The organism is Roseivirga sp., from assembly GCF_034669765.1.
In the GTDB taxonomy this organism is placed as follows: domain Bacteria; phylum Bacteroidota; class Bacteroidia; order Cytophagales; family Cyclobacteriaceae; genus Roseivirga.
This window is the reverse complement of the sequence record NZ_JAXMOQ010000005.1, coordinates 321,169-338,267: the sequence shown is the minus strand read 5'-3', so window position 1 is coordinate 338,267 and position 17,099 is coordinate 321,169. Positions and strand designations below refer to the sequence as shown.

Sequence of the window (17,099 nt, the reverse complement as noted above, 5' to 3'; positions counted from 1 at the left end):
GAAATGGTATAAAAGTAGCTTATCTTCTTTTTCCAAAATAAACGGCAATGAATGCGGCAGAGTAAACATTCTTATTTTCGGCCTCTGGAAGGATGTTGATTTTACGTGTGAAGGCCTCTACAATAAAGCCTGCCTGAATGCCAAAAACCCTGTTTTTTGTAGAGTTGGTTTCGAAGGTCATTGAGGTTTTGAAATGAAGCCCTGGTACAAACTTTGATTGAAAGAGCCCTTTTAATATCCCAGTTGTTCCATTAATATTATTCACAGAGTGTATGTTTGGGTCATACTGTTCCTTCTTTCCTCTATAATTTACATAGTAAGGCGTTTCTAAGCCAAGTGTGGGGCCTGCAGAAGCCATAGCCGATATTCTTACCCCTTGTTGCTGTGATTTTTGAAATAGCACTTTCTCTCTTCCGTAATAAGGACGTATTGAAATAAGGTAATTAGATTTTCCGATCACAAAACTATTTCCAGTAATAGTGGTTTGTCGCGATTCTCTTGAGTGTCGTGTATTAGCCAGCTCAACACCGTAATGTGCTAAATTCTTTTTGTCAAATGAATTTGAGTGTCGCCAGAATAGGGAGCTTATAAGGCCGCTGTTGGAAGCATGAGAGGCTCCAAACACATTTTCAATTTCATACTCCTCGTCTTCAAGTCTTGCGTCAAAGCCAAAGCTTGACTGACCAAAACTAGCGTTATACATAAATGATAACAAGACGACTATAAAAACTTTGGCACTAATTTGCATACTTGGCGTTGTAGCTCTGTTTGAGATTGCTAAATTAACGAAAAAAAATACTGCTTAGTTTATGATCACTGTGAAATCAAAGTATACGGGAAACTTAAGTACCGAAGCTGTTCATGTAAAATCTGGGAATGGTATTGTTACCGATGCCCCTGTAGATAACAATGGGAAAGGCGAGGCTTTTTCTCCAACCGACCTTGTGGCGGCCGCATTGGGTAGCTGTATGATGACTGTAATGGCCATCGCGGGCGAAAAGAAAGGCCTTAACATGAAAGGAATGAATGTAGAGTCAACAAAAATAATGAGTGCGAATCCTCGCAGAATCTCAGAAATTATACTTGACTTTTTTTGGGAAGACTGCCAACTGAATCAAGAGGACAGAGATTGGGTAAAGAATATTGGTTTGACTTGTCCCGTAGCACAAAGTTTACGAGAGGATTTAAAACAGACTATTGAGTTTCATTTCTAAGTTTAAGCTACTTGGATAGAAACAAAAATGCCTCATTGATTATCAATGAGGCATTTTTTATTATAATTGAAGCTGATTAGTTAAGCTTCTTATACTTAATTCTGGTTGGCCCTGTATCTCCTAAGCGTTTCTTGCGGTTTTCTTCATACTCTGAATAACCACCTTCAAACCAATAAACTTGAGAGTTACCTTCAAAGGCTAGAATGTGCGTACAAACTCTATCTAAGAACCACCTATCGTGAGAAATGATTACTGCGCAACCACCAAAGTTGTCTAAACCTTCCTCTAATGCTCTTAGTGTGTTTACATCAAGGTCGTTGGTAGGTTCATCGAGTAATAGGAGGTTTGCACCTTGTTTCAAGGTAAGTGCCAAATGCACTCGGTTTCTTTCTCCACCCGATAACTGACCTACTTTTTTGTTTTGGTCAGTTCCGTTAAAGTTGAACTTGCTTACATAAGCCCGAGAGTTCATTTCTTTTCCTCCGAGCGTAATCAATTCATTTCCTCCGGTGATTACTTCCCAAACCGATTTGTTAGGATCGAGATTGTCGTGCTCTTGGTCAACATAGGCAATGTCTACTGTTGGTCCAACAATAAATTCCCCTTGGTCTGGCGTTTCTTTTCCAGTAATCATGTTAAAAAGGGTGGTTTTACCAGCACCATTTGGTCCAATAATTCCAACAATACCGCCTTGAGGAAGTGAGAATTCTAGGTTCTCATATAAAAGTTTATCTCCGAAAGCCTTGGCTACATTATGTGCTTCAATCACTTTCGAGCCTAACCTTTCCCCTGGTGGAATGTAAAGCTCCAATTTGGCTTCTTTTTCCTTACCCTCCTGACCCAATAGTTTGTCATAAGCGCTCAAACGGGCTTTGGCTTTGGCTTGTCTGCCTTTAGGCGACATTCTCACCCATTCCAACTCGCGCTGTAAGGTTTTCTGTCTTTTCGATTCAGTTTTTTCTTCACCAGCCAGTCTTGTTTGCTTCTGATCTAACCAAGAAGAGTAATTCCCTTTCCAAGGAATTCCTTCGCCTCGGTCTAGTTCAAGAATCCATCCTGCCACATTATCAAGGAAGTAGCGATCGTGAGTTACTGCAATTACGGTTCCTTTATAGCGCTGTAAGTACTGCTCAAGCCAATGCACAGATTCTGCATCCAAGTGGTTGGTAGGCTCATCGAGTAATAATACATCTGGCTCTTGAATCAACAAGCGGCACAAAGCAACTCTTCTTTTTTCTCCTCCAGAAAGGTTTTTGATTGAAGCATCTGATGGAGGCGTTCTTAGTGCGTCCATTGCCCTTTCCAGCCTGCTGTCTAAATCCCAAGCGTTGATGTGATCTAGTTTTTCCTGAACCTTTCCTTGCTCTTCAATAAGCTTGTTCATTTTGTCTGGATCATCAAGAATTTCGGGGTCAGCAAATTTTGCGTTGATCTCTTCAAACTTGTTCAGCAAATCAACTGTTTCTTTTGCGCCTTCTTCTACTACCTGTTTTACCGTTTTATTTGGATCAAGCTGAGGCTCTTGTTCTAGCATGCCTACGCTATACCCAGGTGAGAAAACCACTTCGCCTTGGTATTCTGTGTCTACACCAGCAATAATCCGAAGGAGAGAGGATTTACCCGAACCGTTAAGTCCAAGCACACCAATCTTTGCTCCGTAAAAAAACGAGAGGTAGATATTTTTTAAGACTTGCTTCTGTGGGGGGTAAATTTTATTGACCCCAGCCATTGAAAAAATAATTTTTTCGTCACTCATAGTCTATATCGTTCTATTTTGACGCAAATATGCTAAAAATTATGTTTGGGAATTTCTTGCTGAGGTTATTTAGCTAATTTCGGGCAAAATTCAATCTTAGCGTTTTGGAAGAAAAGGAATACGGATTTATCAAAGAAGGCAAGGTTTTCAGAAAAGCATTTCTCGATTATGCTGATAAAGAGATAGGGGAAGTGAAGGAAACTGAAGAGGCCGCAGTGCTTTATTATACCGAACGTTTTGCATTGGCACAGACCAAAGTGAATGAGGTAGAAGAGAAAATCAACGGGACTGAAAACAAGGGTTCTTACCTTATGAAGGTACTTCATCTGAAAGAAACCTTGTATGATTTTGACGCGATCGGTGATTTTGAAGAGCTCTATCGCAAATTGGATTTGTTGGAAGAACAATTGAATAGCTTTATTCATCAGAATCGATTGAAGAATCTGGAAATAAAAACCGCCTTACTGGCTGAGTTAGAGGAAGCCGTGAAAAGCAGTGAGTGGAAATCTGCAACTGTCGAAGTAAAGGAAGTACAGCGCAGATGGATTAAAACGGGTGCTGTTGACGATGCTGAGAAAGAACGAATAGAAGGAGGCTTCAAAGCAATGTTGGATGGCTTTTTCGAGCGTAGGGCTGCATTTTATGCTGATCTCGAAAAGATGATGAAGGAGAAGGAAGCCAACTATGAGGAGTTTCTTGATGGGGCCGAAAAGCTCAAAGAGATTGAAAGTTATGCTGTTCTGGTTGAGAAAATCAGAACACTGAAAGAAGAGTGGAAAGACTTAGGTAGAATCAAGGCCGAAGTTCGTACTGAGTTTTGGAATAAGTTTCAGGCCATCATTAAGTCGGCTTTAGCGAAAGCAAAAAAAGAAGGGAAGGCCAAGGTTGGAAACAAGAAGGAAAACCTAGAAAGCCGCACCGAGTTTTTGAAAGAATTGGCGGTGCTGAATGAGAAAATAGCGCCAGTGGCCAATGTAAAAGAGCTGAGAGATAAATGGAAGCATTTGGGGCCTGTAAGTAGGTCTGAAATGGATAAACTTCAGGGAGAATTCCTATTCTTGATCGACCAAATAGCCGAAAAGCAGTTCATTGAAAGCTTGATGTATAAGAAACTCAAAGGCAAGCAAAACGAGGCTGATAAAGAAAGAGTTAGATTGAAAATTGCTTATGATTTACTTCATAGAGACAGGGCTGAGCTTTCTACTTTTCAAGAAAATTTAGAAAAATTTAACACGAGTTCGGGTTTAGATAAGCTGATTGGTGGCAAGCTTGAACTCCAAGAAAGGAAGGTAAAAGTAAAAGAGGAGATTTTGCGACAGTTTAAAGCTGGCGCATAGCTTTAAAAGTCAGGTAGTTGTCTTTTTGAAAGGGCCTCTTTTTTAATAATAAAATAATTGGGTACATAGGTTTGATTTTTAAGGTTTAATTCATTCTTTTGCACGCCATTAAAAAAGATAAGAAATGTATTGGACACTTGAACTAGCTTCTTACTTGGAAGACGCCCCTTGGCCTGCGACTAAAGATGAGTTAATTGACTTTTCTATTAGATCGGGAGCCCCACTTGAGGTGGTTGAAAACCTCCAGGAATTAGAAGACGATGGTCAGCCTTATGAAAGTATCGAAGAGATATGGCCTGACTATCCCACAAAAGACGATTTCTTTTTTAACGAAGATGAATATTGAAAAGCAACCCCGGTAATTCGGGGTTTTTTTTGCTTCATACTTTTTTGCCTCTTAAAAATTAAGTCGGCAATTTCCTTCTGGATCATTACCGCTAAGATTACGATTGATATTTCTTATATTTCTAGTCGGTCAGTAAAACCTTCATCGGTTTTACTGCGCTATTTTTTGAAATAAAATGGAATTGAATGAATCTAAACCTAAAGTCTAAAGAACAACGAACCTATGATGCAATAGTCGTTGGCTCTGGTGTAAGTGGTGGCTGGGCTGCAAAAGAACTCAGTGAAAAAGGCCTCAAAACCGTGGTGATTGAACGTGGTCGTAAAATTGAACACATCAAAGATTATCACACCGCCAACATGGACACTTGGGATTTGCCCAACCGCGGCAGAACCAATCCAGAAATAATCGAAAAAGATTATCCGAAACAGGATAGGACAGGATACACCACCAATGTAGCCCATCGTCATTTCTTTGTAAAAGATTCTGAACACCCTTATCAGGAAGAAAATACACGCTTCGACTGGATGCGCGGTTACCATTTGGGTGGCCGATCCCTTACCTGGGGACGCCAAAGTTACCGGCTCAGTGATATTGACTTTGAAGCCAATAGTAAAGATGGTTTTGGGGTGGATTGGCCCGTTCGGTACAAAGACATTAAGCCTTGGTACGACTATGTTGAGCGTTACATTGGTGTTAGTGGTGAAAAACGTGGCTTTAAGCAACTGCCTGATGGAGAGTTTCTCCCTGCTATGGAAATGAACTGCGTTGAAAAGGATTTTCAGAAGGCGGTAGAAAGCAAATGGAATAACCGTTGGGTGACTGTGGGGCGAACAGCTCACCTTACTGAAGCTTTAAACGTAAATCAGCCTGACCACAAAAATCCAGGCGCTCGAAGCCAATGCCTCATGCGAAATCGCTGTATGCGTGGCTGTCCGTATGGAGGCTATTTTTCCAGCCTTTCTTCTACCTTACCTGCCGGTGTGGCCTCTGGAAACTTGACTGTGATAACAGATCAGATTGTAAGTGAGGTCATTTACGATGATAAAACAGGAAAAGCCACAGGAGTAAGAGTCATCGATCAGAACACCAAGGAGCAAACGGAATTCTACGCAAAAGTAATTTTCTTATGTGCTTCGGCCATTGCTTCTGCAGCCATCTTAATGCAGTCTAAAAGTGAGCGTTTCCCGAATGGAATGGGTAACGATAGTGGTGAATTAGGGCATAATATTATGGACCATCACCTTGGCGTTGGTGCCAGTGCGAGAGTAGACGGTTATGAAGATAAATATTACAAAGGCAGAAGACCGAATGGTCTTTACATTCCTCGCTTTAGAAACTTAGGAGGGGGTTCCGATGTCAAAAACTTCGTCAGAGGTTATGGTTATCAGGGCAGTGCTTCCCGCCAAGGTTGGGGTAGAAATATTGCCGAAATGAATAATAAACGCGTTGGGGGAGCCGTGAAAGATGCTTGGATGACACCCGGAGGATGGACCATTGGCTTCATGGGTTTTGGTGAAACACTTCCGCAGCATAAAAACCATATGCGACTTGACTATGAAAACTTGGATGCTTGGGGAATGCCACAAGTGATTTTTGATGCTGGGAATTTTCACGAGAATGAATATGAAATGCGGAAAGATATGGCCGCCTCGGGAAAAGAAATGTTAGAAGCAGCAGGTTTTAAGAATGTGGGGAGTTATGACAATGGGCCAAATATGGGCTTGGGTATTCATGAAATGGGAACGGCCAGAATGGGGCACGACCCAAAAACTTCGGTACTGAACAAGTGGAACCAAGTTCATGCTTGTAAGAATGTGTTCGTCACCGATGGTTCTTTCATGACCTCATCGGCATGCCATAATCCATCTTTGGGTTATATGGCCTTTACCGCGAGGGCTGCAAATTACGCTGTAGATCAAATTGAAAAAGGAAATTTATAAACCATGGAAAGAAGAGAAGCATTAAAAAACTTAGGATTCGGATCGATGGCTTTATTTACCTCGACAGTTTTTTTTGGCGCATTACAGGGTTGTTCTTCTGCCACCGAAATGGATTGGGAGCCAGCCTATTTAAGCTCAGAGGAGGTAAGTCAACTGGGGAAAATTTGTGAAGGAATTATGCCCAAAACAAGTACACCGGGGGCAATTGAAGCAGGTGTACCTAGTCATTTGGATTCCGCGCTAGCGAATATCTATAGAGACCGAGAGTCAGAATATTTTAAAAAAGGACTCGATGTTTTCGTAGCTAATTTTAACACAAATCAGGACGTAAGTTTTGATAAGGCTACGACTGAACAAATGACTGATGTAATTAATAGTTACTTTGATAATTATCAAGCAGATCCAGAAATTCTCAGAAACTATCGCGCTGAATTTAGAAAGGAAGGAGATAAAAATGATGCCTTTGTGGAAACCTATTTCGTGACTAATGTGGTGGATTCCACCATTTGGAGTTATTTTTCTTCAGAGTTGGTAGGAAAAGAGGTGATGGCATATGATCCTATTCCTATGAAGTATGAGGGGTGTTTACCTTATGAGCCTGGGCAAAAAGCTTGGTCGAATGTTTAAGAATTTAATTCCGCTCCGAAAAGTGCGGAATTTTTTTTGTTCAATTAAAGCTCAATCACTTCGTTTTGAATGGCCCATTTTACGAGTCCAACAGAGTTTTTGAGTTCTAGTTTGAGCATAATATTTCCTCGGTGACTTTCAACTGTATGCGTGCTGATGGAAAGTTCGTCTGCGATTTCAGCGGTGGTTTTTTCTTGACAGATCAGCTGAATGATCTGAATTTCGCGTTTGGTCAGCAAGTCCTTTTTTGAAAAACTGCTCGATGATTTTTTATTGTCCGCATCAAAGAAGGTAGACATCAGCATGGGGTCGAAGAAATTCCGTCCTTGCATTACTTCCGAAATAGCTGTTAGAATATTGGCTTTGCTCGAGTTTTTAAGGAGAAAACCGAATGCCCCATTTTTGATCATGCGTTTAGCAAGCCTAGGGTTATCATGCATGCTCAAGGCAATCACTCGAATATTTGGGTAGTGTTTATTGAGGTATGCTGTACACTCTAAACCATCCATTTCAGGCATATTGATGTCCATCAATACTAAGTCAATAGCTTGAGATTCTACTTTGGTAATTACTTCTTTCCCGTTTGATGCTCCTCCTTTAAACTCAAGGTGGTCAGTGGTGCTGATGATGGCCTCTAAGCCATCAATAATTACTTGATGGTCGTCTGCTACTAAAACTTTAACCTTATCCATGCTGCAATGGGATGTTTATTTTGAAGCTTACACCTTTTCCTTCTATGCTATCAAATGTGAGCTTACCCTTCAATATATCGATTCGCGAAGCGATGCTTTTGAGGCCCAATCCATTCTTAACTTTCGTTTTGTCAAAGCCAATTCCATTGTCTTTGTATTCAATTATATATTCTTCCTTCAGTTTCCCCATTTTAACTTGAATGCTCGAAGCTTTGGCATATTTGAGGGTGTTGTTTACTAATTCCTGGATCACTCGATAAATAAGTACCTCACTGGATTCTTCAAAATCGCCTTCTTCATAACTTAGTTTTTCCTGAATTTCAATTTGAGTTGAAGCAGTTACATTATCAAAAAGGTCTAACATGGCTTCTTCTAGGCCTAATTTGCTTAAACTGGCGGGTACCATGTTATGCGAAATTCTGCGTACTTCGGAACAGGCATTATCAATTTGACCCAACGAACTTTGAAAAGCTACTTTGTCCTCTATTTTGTCTTCAAAATTACTCAAGCGCATTTTTACACTGGTAAGTAGAACACCAATTCCGTCATGCAAATCTTTGGCTACTCGCTTTCTTTCATTTTCTTCACCCAAAATCATAGCCCTTAAGTTTTCTAACTTTTTGCGTTGGATGGTTCTTGAGAAAAGGAGGTAGCTAATGATCAAAAGCATAATTAAGCCAACCGCAATTCCTCCAAAAATTTTAGCCCTTTGGGTAGCGTAGAAAGCAACTTCCTCAGCCTCATCTAGCTGCTTGTCGGTTCGGTAGTCTTCAGTAATCTTAGCTACAGATTGGGTTCTTTGTTTCGCTAAAAAACCTACTACCGTGTCGTAACGAAGTTTTTGATAGGCCAATGCATTTTTATAATCCTCCAGCCCTTCGTAAGCTTTAGAGAGTTGGGAGTAGGCCGCCATATATTTTTGCCAATCTCCATTAGACTCTAGCAGCTTGATATTATTCTCCAAGAGCGGAATGGCTTCAGAAAAACGTTGTTCACTTATCATGGCTTGGGCCATGGAGTTAGCTGTATTGATTTGGGAAATTACCTGATGAGTCTGGTCATACATAACTTTAGCTTTTTGTAAAAAGTATAATGAGCTATCATTCTGTTTCAATATGTTATAGGCCGTGCCCATCATGTAGTTCAGGTTTGCCAGAAATGAAGTGTCGGTTTTATTGGTGAGGAGAGACAAGCCTTTACGGTAATTATTCACGGCCTCCCTGCTTTTCCCAGTTCTGAATAAGAAGTTTCCTAATGAATAATAAGACTTATGTATTTCGGACTTTAGGCCATTTACTTCTCTGATTTTTTTTGCCCGATTTATAAAATCAAGCGATTGGTCATTTTCTCTGAGGGTGAGGTAAATTCCTCCTACGTTGTCTAAAATATCAGCCTCTAGCTTTAAGTATTCTGATTTTCCTTCCAGTATTCTCAATAAGTCGGTATAAACCAGAACAGCACTATCATACTGATTGGTTACTGTTAATAATCGCCCTTTTACCTTGTCAAATTGGATTCTACCTTCTTCTGAGAGCGAGTTTTTTTCTACCTGTTTTAGAAAGTAAATCGCAGAATCGGTATTTGAAAGCGTAAGGATTTCTGCCAGTTCAATAGCTGTACTTGGTTGGCTATTTTGAGCATATGTTTGCTTTAGGCTATCGATTTTTAGAGACTGCCCAAAAATAAAAAGAGGTGTAATCACGGTTAAAGCGATTACACCTAACAATATCCTATTTATGTACTTAGACATTAGGCTGTTGGTGGAGGAATGTTGACATCACATTCTTCAGTAAAGAACTCGGGCATAAATTCCAATGAAGAGTTTCCTGTTAAGGCAAGTCTATTATCTCTATTGGCAAGGTTGTATTTAATTTTATCCGATTCACTAATGTTCATTTTAAATTTAAGGGTTTCACGTCCAAGGTTCACGTTAAAATAATAGGTTGCCCTAATTACAGAATATCCAACATCTTCCTTGAAATTTGATTTAAAACTCAAAGTTGAATTAGGTGGCATTTGGTCAAAAACATGACCATTTTTATACCCTTCTTCGCTGAATACGTCTAGATTTTTAAAGATGTATAGAAAGTGCATTGGCACATATACTTCACCAGCAATCACGGGTCGTTTTGGTGCGAAAATAATAAAAGGCATATGCGTAATAACGTCCTTGGGTAGATCTCTGAACGTTTCCATTTCATAGCCCATTGGGATCTTTTTTATTTTTCCATCTTTCATCTTGAATTTATTTATTGAATTTATATGCTTCAGTGAATATTTCTTACAAAATATGTATCCATACACTTGGTCACAGAAATAAGAGAAAACGATTTCTGATTACAATATAAACTTCGTCTAGCGGAAAACCACTAGTTTTTTTTTCAGTCTAAAACCTTGAGAGAACTGGGCGGTGGTTTGATGTACTTTGACTTGACTAAAAACAGAGACTTATGCATCACCTAGAACTACGTCTGGATTTCACGGCTAGGGAATTCGAGATCATCAACCTTCTGGCTGAAGGGAATAGCGCAAAAGAAATTGCTGATGAGTTGTTTGTATCTATTGATACAGTGAAAACTCACAGAAAGAATATTTTAAGAAAATCAGAAGCACGAAACACAACGGATTTAGTTGTGAGGTGCATTCGCACAGGAATAATTCAATAATTATATCATGACAGAATCACATACAATTTTGGTAGCCAAGAAAGATGGAAGTCGTCAAGGTGTAAAGGAGTTAAACAGACAGCATTTTCCATTTGGGAGTTTGCTAAAAACCATTAATACCCATTTTGAATTGCTTTTATTTATTACCGTTCTCGTCTCAATCTTGGTGAAATCAATTTTTTAAAGGTAACTATTCTTAGTAGTGTGAGAGTAGGGAGTCGAGGTGTTTGACAGGACAACCTCAACCAGTCAACCAGAGGGCATTTTCTACCGAAGATGCCCTCAATTTTTACAACTCCCTCAGCCAAATGTTTCTGAATCTTACTGGATTTCCATGGTCTTGTAGAATGATGGCGCCATCTCCATGGGCTGGGTTTTTAGGGAAACCGATGTACTCTGTGGTACCTAAAAGTTGCTGGTGGTTTTGAATCACCACACCATTGTGGATTACCGTAACATAACCATCGGATACTTTAATCCCGTCTTTGTTGAATTGAGGGGCTTTATAGATGATGTCATACACATTCCATTCACCTGGGGCGGCTGTAGCATTCACCAACGGAATGCTTTGCTTGTAGATAGAGCCTGCTTGTCCGTTTGAATAGGTTTTGCTTACATAGCTGTCTAAAACTTGCACTTCGTAGCGCTCTTGTAAGAAAATGCCAGAGTTTCCTCGGCCTTGGCCTTCGCCTACAATTTCTGTAGGTGCACTCCACTCAATGTGTAACTGAATATCGCCAAAAGCTTTTTTAGTCATGATGTCACCAGCTCCTTTGGCTACTTCCATGTAACCGTTTTCCACTTTCCAGCCTGCGGGCTTGTCTTCGTTACGAGACTTCCATTCATTGAGGTTTGAACCGTCAAAAAGAACAACAGCATCGGATGGTGCACCTCCATTTTTTGAAGGATTAACTTTTTGAGGAACGGGCTCCCATACTTCTGTCGCTTTAGGGTCGGTGATTTGCGCAGAAGCCGACATTTGTGCCAATAAAAAGATGATCACCGCAAGGGCATGTGTTCCTATAAATGCTTTGGTAATCCATTTTTGAGAAAAAGCCAAAATAGGAAAAGGAGTATTGGTTTGGGTTATTTTCATGTTAGTCTAGGCCTAAAAGTTTTTTAAATTCTTCATCGTTAATTCCGGAATCAGCGAAATCATCAAAGTTCTTTTCTGTAGCTTCAATAATGAACTGGTCAATGTATTGAGCGCCTTCTCTTGCGCCTTGCTCAGGCGATTTTATGCAGCACTCCCACTCTAATACTGCCCAGCCATCATAGCCATGTTGGGTAAGTTTTGAGAAAATGCTTTGGAAATCTACTTGGCCATCACCAATAGAGCGGAACCGTCCTGGGCGTTCTCTCCAATCTTGATAACCTCCATATACTCCCGATTTTCCTGTTGGGTTAAACTCGGCATCTTTCACATGGAACATACCAATAAACTCATGGTAATGGTCGATGTATGTCAAGTAATCCAATTGCTGAAGTACAAAATGGGAGGGATCATAAAGCATTTTTACACGGTTGTGTTTGCCAGTAGCCTCATAAAACATTTCGAAGCTGATGCCATCGTGAAGATCTTCGCCAGCATGTACTTCATAGCAAAGATCTACTCCGTTTTCGTCAAAATGATTGAGGATAGGCAGCCATCTGTTGGCGAGTTCAGCAAACCCTTTTTCGATTAAACCAGCGGGACGTTGCGGCCAATTGTAGAAATAAGGCCAAAGCAATGCGCCTGAAAATGAGGCATGAACTTTTAAACCCAAATTCTTAGAAGCGACAGCCGCTTTTTTAACCTGGTCTATTGCCCAAAGATTCCGCTGTTTGGCGTTCATTCCTTTTGGTGCAAAACCCTTAAAGAGTTCTTCATAAGCAGGGTGGACGGCCACTAATTGCCCTTGCAAGTGAGTAGAAAGTTCACTGACTTCTAAACCATGGTTGGCCAAAGTGCCTTTAAGTTCATCGCAGTAGGTTTTGCTTTCGGCTGCTTTGTCAAGGTCAATCAAGCGGGCATCCCAAGTTGGAATTTGAACGGCTTTATAACCCAAATCACTTGCCCATTTCGCAATGCTATCTAAAGAATTGAAGGGGGCTTTATCGTCTGCAAACTGCGCCAAGAAAATGGCTGGTCCTTTAATTGTCTTCATGCTCATCCACTATTTCTGTCCAACTATTTCCGTTTTGGGTAGATGCCAAAACCGCCTCAATAAATTTCATTCCCCTTACGCCATCATGAATGGTAGGGAAAGCGCCTTTCTTGTATTCTTCACCTCGAATGGCTTTTGCCGCCCCGTTGTAGATATTGGCCATGGAATCAAAAATTCCTTCTGGATGGCCAGGTGCCATTTTTGTGCTTTCTTTGGCAAAATCGCTGTTATAAACATGGCCCGGTTTGAAAACCTGCACCGGCTTATCTTCTTGTAAAAAGTAAAGGAAGTTAGGGTTTTCTTGTTCCCATTTCAGCGCTCCTGTTCTACCATAAACCGCTATTTTGAGATTGTTTTCTTCCCCCGTAGCAATTTGACTAGCCCTTACCATGCCTCGAACCCCATTTTCAAAACGCAATAAAGCCGTTCCGTCAATATCTAATGCGTTGTCATCGTATAAGGTGTTTAAGTCTGAGAGTACTTTCGTGGTTTTCAAACCGGTGGTGTACTCTATCATGTTAAAGGCATGCACGCCAATGTCACCCATACAACAGCTTTGCCCTGCTTTTTCGGGGTCTAACCGCCACACGCCTTTACGCTTTTCTTTATCATGAATAACTGGGTTAATCCAGCCTTGGTAATATTGCGCATCTACTTTTTGAATGTCGCCAATCATGCCTTCAGCAATCATGGTTTTCATTTGGCGTACCATTGGGTAGCCTGTATAAGTATGCGTTAAGGCAAAAACTACTTTATGTTTGGTTACTAATTGCTCTAACTCAATAGCTTCATCAGCAGTATTGGTAATAGGCTTTTCACAAATGACATGGAAGCCTGCTTCAATTAATTGCTTGGCCATAGCATAGTGAAGAAAATTGGGTGTGACAATTACTACCACTTCAATTCTCTCCGGCTTTGGTAAGTCATTTTCGCCATCAATAAAAGCATCAATATTCGCATAGCACCTAGAAAGATCGAGGTCTAATGTACTAGCGAAATCCAACGCTTTTTGATGATCGGTGTCGAAGGCACCACCCACTAAGCTGTACTTTTCACCCATATAGGCGGCAATTCGGTGTACTACGCCAATAAAGGAGCTGCTGCCGCCCCCAATCATTCCTAACTTAATTTTGTTTTGACTCATTTTTCTTCGTAGTGTATTTCTTCATTTTTGAAGGTGGCTGCAAAAAGCAAGAATACCAATACTGCGAAACCAGCAGGGAGTAACCAAATGTTCTTCCACTCATGAACATCGCCAACGGTATAGAATTCTGAGATTTGGCCAGCGACCCAAAAACCGATGAGCATACCTACACCATAGGTGGCCAAGGTAATTAGACCTTGTGCAGAACTCTTGAATTTCTCACCTGCTTTTGAGTCGGTATAAATTTGACCTGAAACAAAGAAGAAATCGTAGCAAATACCATGTAAGGCAATTCCTGTAATCAGCATAACAACGAGTTCGTCCGAGTTGCCAAAAGCAAACAGCACATAACGTAAGGCCCAGGCTAACATTCCGAAAAGGAGGGTCTTTTTGATTCCGTATTTTTTAAGGAAAAGAGGAAGTAAGAGCATAAACAACACCTCCGAAATTTGTCCAATTGTCATTTTTCCAGTTGGATTACTTACACCAATTTCAGCCAAAAATGGATTGGCGTTTTGATAATAGAAGGCCAATGGAATACAGATAAGCACTGAAGAAAAGAAGAATACAGCGAAGTTCTTATTCGTTAAAAGCTTGAGTGCATCCAGCCCTAGAATTTCTTTTAAAGTTATTTTTTCACCTTTGACTACACGCGGAGGAGTTTTAGGCAACGTGAAGCTGAATACCCCCAAAATGCCCGATGCGATTGCGGTCATTAAAAAAGTGTTTTTCAACATGCCTGAAGCGATCGATTCTTGTGAGTCCCATGAGAACACAAAACTGATCACGAGACCTGCAAGTATCCACCCAATTGTTCCCCAAACTCTAATTCTTGAAAACTGCTTTGAAGGGTCGCTCATGGTTCTGAATGCCACTGAGTTTACCAAAGCTAGGGTAGGCATATATAATACCATATAGCCAAGCACATAAGGATAGAAAACTTCGAACTCTGTGGTTTCTGCCATTAAATACATCAATACAGCTCCGGCAAGATGGAGAATGCCCAGAATTTTTTCAGCATTAAAATAACGGTCTGCTATTAAACCAATAATGAAAGGGGCAATGATGGCACCCCAAGATTGAGTGGAAAAAGCTTGGGCAATTTGGCCATCTGTGGCATTGATATTATTACCTAAAAAAGTGCCAAGGGTAACAAACCATCCTCCCCAAATAAAAAATTGCAGAAACATCATTACGCTGAGGCGCGTGGTAATGCCAGAGTTGCTTGCATTCATAGTCAGTATATTAGATTGAGTAGTACAAGGTATTAATCTTTCGATAAATCTTTGATGCGCACTTTCCTGAATTGAATAGGGTGACTTTCACTTTGAAGTGCGATATAACCCTTGGTCAGTGGAGTGTCATTTACTTTCGCTTCGGGTTTAAAGCCAGTTACCATTCCATCGCCCACAACAGGTTTGGCGTAATGAATTACGGTGTCACCTTCCACAATATGCGCGATGTATTCATCGCCCATCACCAATAAATCTATGTTTACCCATTGGTCGCCATCAAAAGTAGGCCCGTCAATGGTTTGGCAATGTTGTGTAATCAGTTTTCCGTCCATTTCTACATGCGTGCCAGGGGTACATAAGTTACCAGTTGGACGAGGGCCATCACCTAAGCCGCCTAAAAACTGAGCTTCTAGTGAAATCGGGAAGTCTTGGTTGAGACCCATGCTTTCTGCAGACTGAGAATGCAGCATCACCCCGCTATTCCGGGTGGCCCAGCCTTGTCCGCCATTGGCTTGATCACCAATAAATCGGTATTCAATATGTAATAGATATTTTGAAAAGGGTTTTTCGAAAAAAAGCACGCCAAAACGATTATCGAAGGACTCATATGCATCGTAGGCCACGGTAATCATCCCGTCTTCTACCCTGAAAGTGTTCCCGAAATTGTCGCCAGCTTCGTAGCCCCGTATTTTGGGTGTCCAGCCTGTTAGGTCTTTACCGTTGAATAAGTCTATCCATTCGTCTTCCTTTTGGCAAGAAGATGCAATGAAAATAATGGCCAGTAGTAGTGTTAGTTTGGAATGCTTCACATCAAAAAATTAAGCCAATAAGTTAATGATTTTCCACACCAATTCAACCGCAAATTATGCGTTCAGAATGGCATTGGCCATAATTAAATCTTCTGCGGTGGTGATTTTTATGTTCTTGTAGTCTCCGGGAATCAAGTTGATTTTTTCTCCCATGTGCTCTAGCACTGATGCGTCATCGGTAAAGGCATGATCTTCTTTTATTTCGAATGCCTTCTTAATCAATTGAATTTGAAAAGTTTGTGGGGTTTGAATGAGTTGATATTGGTTTCTGTCCACCACCTTATTGGTGTCCCCTTCAATAAATCGAATGGAGTCTTTGAGCGGAACGCTGGTTACCGCATTCCCTTTGTCAGCCGCTACTTTAAAAGATTCTTTAATAATTTCCGTGGTAACAAATGGACGGACTCCATCATGAATAGCCACCAAACCATTTCCGTGAATGGCGTTGAGGCCATTTTTTACTGATTGAAAACGGCTATTGCCACCATTGACGATTTGGTGCTTGATGGTGAATTTATGCTTTTCACAAAGCCCTCTCCAAAAGGGAACTTGAATTTCGGGCAGTACTAAAATTAGCTTTAAACTTGCAAAGGCCGAAACGTATGCTTCTATGGTGTGCATCAGAATGGGCTTGTCGCCAATTTCAATAAACTGCTTAGGAATATCAGACTTCATTCGGGTACCACTCCCTCCAGCTACTATGATGGCGTATTTTTGCATATTCTAAATTTACGAAAACGAATTAATTGCTCATTACCTCAGAAATGTTTATCTCTGTATCAATGGGTTTATTCAAGGGCAGAATTTAGTGAATATGATTACAGATAAAAAACTTCGACAATTACTTTTAGAGAAAAGCCAAAAGAGCAAATGGCCTTTGCAATTGGCGATGTTCACCATTGTGTTTGCGTTTATATTGGCGTTTATAGAATTTGCCACATATGGATTTACTATGGAAGGGCACACGAGTAACGATTTGTTGAAGGTTATGGCTAGGGGAGCAGTTGTGGCTTTTCTTATGACAGTGGTTCGCTTTGCCAGAACCAATTACCTACTCAAGAAATACAAAGTTGAGTTGGACGCCTTTGAAAAAAAGCAAGCCGAAGTCGACAAGCTCTTCTAATAACAGAAAAGCCTTCCCCAGTATAATACCAGAGAAGGCCTTTGTCTAAAGTCTATTATCTAA

The 17,099-nt window shown here is 40.6% G+C and carries 19 protein-coding genes; 8 read left to right on the top strand and 11 right to left on the bottom strand.

Annotated elements, in window-relative coordinates; all coding sequences use genetic code 11:
• Nucleotides 1-19: 19 nt before the first annotated feature.
• A complete protein-coding gene (locus tag VOI17_RS12350) occupies nucleotides 20-703 on the bottom strand; it encodes a hypothetical protein (RefSeq protein ID WP_323757530.1) in 684 nt (227 codons plus the stop codon).
• Nucleotides 704-809: 106 nt separating this feature from the next.
• Here VOI17_RS12350 and VOI17_RS12345 point away from each other — a divergent pair, with 106 nt between their 5' ends.
• Nucleotides 810-1,214: an OsmC family protein gene (locus VOI17_RS12345; protein WP_323757529.1), complete on the top strand. Its 405-nt coding sequence runs from the start codon at nucleotides 810-812 to the stop codon at nucleotides 1,212-1,214.
• Between the two features lie 76 nt (nucleotides 1,215-1,290).
• On the opposite strand, the gene ettA is transcribed toward VOI17_RS12345, so the two are convergent.
• On the bottom strand, nucleotides 1,291-2,970 hold the full coding sequence (ettA, locus tag VOI17_RS12340; RefSeq protein WP_323757528.1) for an energy-dependent translational throttle protein EttA: 1,680 nt from the start codon (nucleotides 2,968-2,970) through the stop codon (nucleotides 1,291-1,293).
• Nucleotides 2,971-3,074: 104 nt separating this feature from the next.
• Here ettA and VOI17_RS12335 point away from each other — a divergent pair, with 104 nt between their 5' ends.
• From VOI17_RS12335 to VOI17_RS12320, 4 genes are all read left to right on the top strand, one after another.
• Nucleotides 3,075-4,307 carry a DUF349 domain-containing protein gene (locus tag VOI17_RS12335; protein ID WP_323757527.1) on the top strand — a complete coding sequence of 411 codons (1,233 nt, stop codon included), beginning with the start codon at nucleotides 3,075-3,077 and terminating at the stop codon, nucleotides 4,305-4,307.
• Nucleotides 4,308-4,431: 124 nt separating this feature from the next.
• A complete protein-coding gene (locus tag VOI17_RS12330) occupies nucleotides 4,432-4,653 on the top strand; it encodes a DUF2795 domain-containing protein (protein ID WP_015329640.1) in 222 nt (73 codons plus the stop codon).
• Between the two features lie 185 nt (nucleotides 4,654-4,838).
• Nucleotides 4,839-6,593 carry a GMC family oxidoreductase gene (locus VOI17_RS12325; protein ID WP_323757526.1) on the top strand — a complete coding sequence of 585 codons (1,755 nt, stop codon included), beginning with the start codon at nucleotides 4,839-4,841 and terminating at the stop codon, nucleotides 6,591-6,593.
• A gap of 3 nt (nucleotides 6,594-6,596) precedes the next feature.
• Nucleotides 6,597-7,220: a gluconate 2-dehydrogenase subunit 3 family protein gene (locus VOI17_RS12320; RefSeq protein ID WP_323757525.1), complete on the top strand. Its 624-nt coding sequence runs from the start codon at nucleotides 6,597-6,599 to the stop codon at nucleotides 7,218-7,220.
• 44 nt (nucleotides 7,221-7,264) lie between these two features.
• On the opposite strand, the gene VOI17_RS12315 is transcribed toward VOI17_RS12320, so the two are convergent.
• The 3 genes from VOI17_RS12315 to VOI17_RS12305 are packed head-to-tail and all read right to left on the bottom strand — an operon-like array spanning nucleotide 7,265 to nucleotide 10,150.
• Nucleotides 7,265-7,912: a response regulator transcription factor gene (locus VOI17_RS12315; RefSeq protein WP_323757524.1), complete on the bottom strand. Its 648-nt coding sequence runs from the start codon at nucleotides 7,910-7,912 to the stop codon at nucleotides 7,265-7,267.
• The gene (locus VOI17_RS12310; protein ID WP_323757523.1) at nucleotides 7,905-9,662 is read right to left on the bottom strand and encodes a tetratricopeptide repeat-containing sensor histidine kinase; all 1,758 of its coding nucleotides are present in this window, start codon (nucleotides 9,660-9,662) and stop codon (nucleotides 7,905-7,907) included. The genes VOI17_RS12315 and VOI17_RS12310 overlap by 8 nt, the downstream gene beginning before the upstream one ends.
• Entirely contained in the window at nucleotides 9,662-10,150 is a 489-nt protein-coding gene (locus tag VOI17_RS12305; RefSeq protein ID WP_323757522.1) for a hypothetical protein, read from the bottom strand. The genes VOI17_RS12310 and VOI17_RS12305 overlap by 1 nt, the downstream gene beginning before the upstream one ends.
• A gap of 212 nt (nucleotides 10,151-10,362) precedes the next feature.
• On the opposite strand from VOI17_RS12305, the gene VOI17_RS12300 reads away from it, so the two are divergent.
• Together VOI17_RS12300 and VOI17_RS12295 are read left to right on the top strand one after the other, a co-directional pair.
• Entirely contained in the window at nucleotides 10,363-10,578 is a 216-nt protein-coding gene (locus VOI17_RS12300) for a response regulator transcription factor (RefSeq protein WP_068416285.1), read from the top strand.
• 7 nt (nucleotides 10,579-10,585) lie between these two features.
• Nucleotides 10,586-10,762: a hypothetical protein gene (locus VOI17_RS12295; protein WP_323757521.1), complete on the top strand. Its 177-nt coding sequence runs from the start codon at nucleotides 10,586-10,588 to the stop codon at nucleotides 10,760-10,762.
• A gap of 105 nt (nucleotides 10,763-10,867) precedes the next feature.
• On the opposite strand, the gene VOI17_RS12290 is transcribed toward VOI17_RS12295, so the two are convergent.
• The 6 genes from VOI17_RS12290 to VOI17_RS12265 all read right to left on the bottom strand — a co-directional run bounded on the left by VOI17_RS12290 (nucleotide 10,868) and on the right by VOI17_RS12265 (nucleotide 16,633).
• Entirely contained in the window at nucleotides 10,868-11,557 is a 690-nt protein-coding gene (locus VOI17_RS12290) for a 3-keto-disaccharide hydrolase (protein ID WP_416376055.1), read from the bottom strand.
• A gap of 118 nt (nucleotides 11,558-11,675) precedes the next feature.
• Entirely contained in the window at nucleotides 11,676-12,725 is a 1,050-nt protein-coding gene (locus VOI17_RS12285; RefSeq protein WP_323757519.1) for a sugar phosphate isomerase/epimerase, read from the bottom strand.
• Nucleotides 12,712-13,869: a Gfo/Idh/MocA family oxidoreductase gene (locus tag VOI17_RS12280; RefSeq protein WP_323757518.1), complete on the bottom strand. Its 1,158-nt coding sequence runs from the start codon at nucleotides 13,867-13,869 to the stop codon at nucleotides 12,712-12,714. The genes VOI17_RS12285 and VOI17_RS12280 overlap by 14 nt, the downstream gene beginning before the upstream one ends.
• Nucleotides 13,866-15,104, bottom strand: coding sequence for a nucleoside permease (locus VOI17_RS12275; protein ID WP_323757517.1), 1,239 nt, complete (start codon nucleotides 15,102-15,104; stop codon nucleotides 13,866-13,868). Before VOI17_RS12275 ends, VOI17_RS12280 begins: the two co-directional genes overlap by 4 nt.
• 32 nt (nucleotides 15,105-15,136) lie before the next feature.
• Nucleotides 15,137-15,913 (bottom strand): DUF1080 domain-containing protein, encoded by a 777-nt coding sequence (locus tag VOI17_RS12270; RefSeq protein WP_323757516.1) that lies wholly within the window; start codon nucleotides 15,911-15,913, stop codon nucleotides 15,137-15,139.
• Between the two features lie 54 nt (nucleotides 15,914-15,967).
• Nucleotides 15,968-16,633 (bottom strand): 2-C-methyl-D-erythritol 4-phosphate cytidylyltransferase, encoded by a 666-nt coding sequence (locus VOI17_RS12265; protein ID WP_323757515.1) that lies wholly within the window; start codon nucleotides 16,631-16,633, stop codon nucleotides 15,968-15,970.
• Nucleotides 16,634-16,727: 94 nt separating this feature from the next.
• Between VOI17_RS12265 and VOI17_RS12260 the strand changes: the two genes are divergently transcribed.
• Complete coding sequence (locus VOI17_RS12260) at nucleotides 16,728-17,036, top strand: hypothetical protein (protein WP_068416274.1); 309 nt, start codon at nucleotides 16,728-16,730, stop codon at nucleotides 17,034-17,036.
• Nucleotides 17,037-17,099 lie beyond the last annotated feature (63 nt).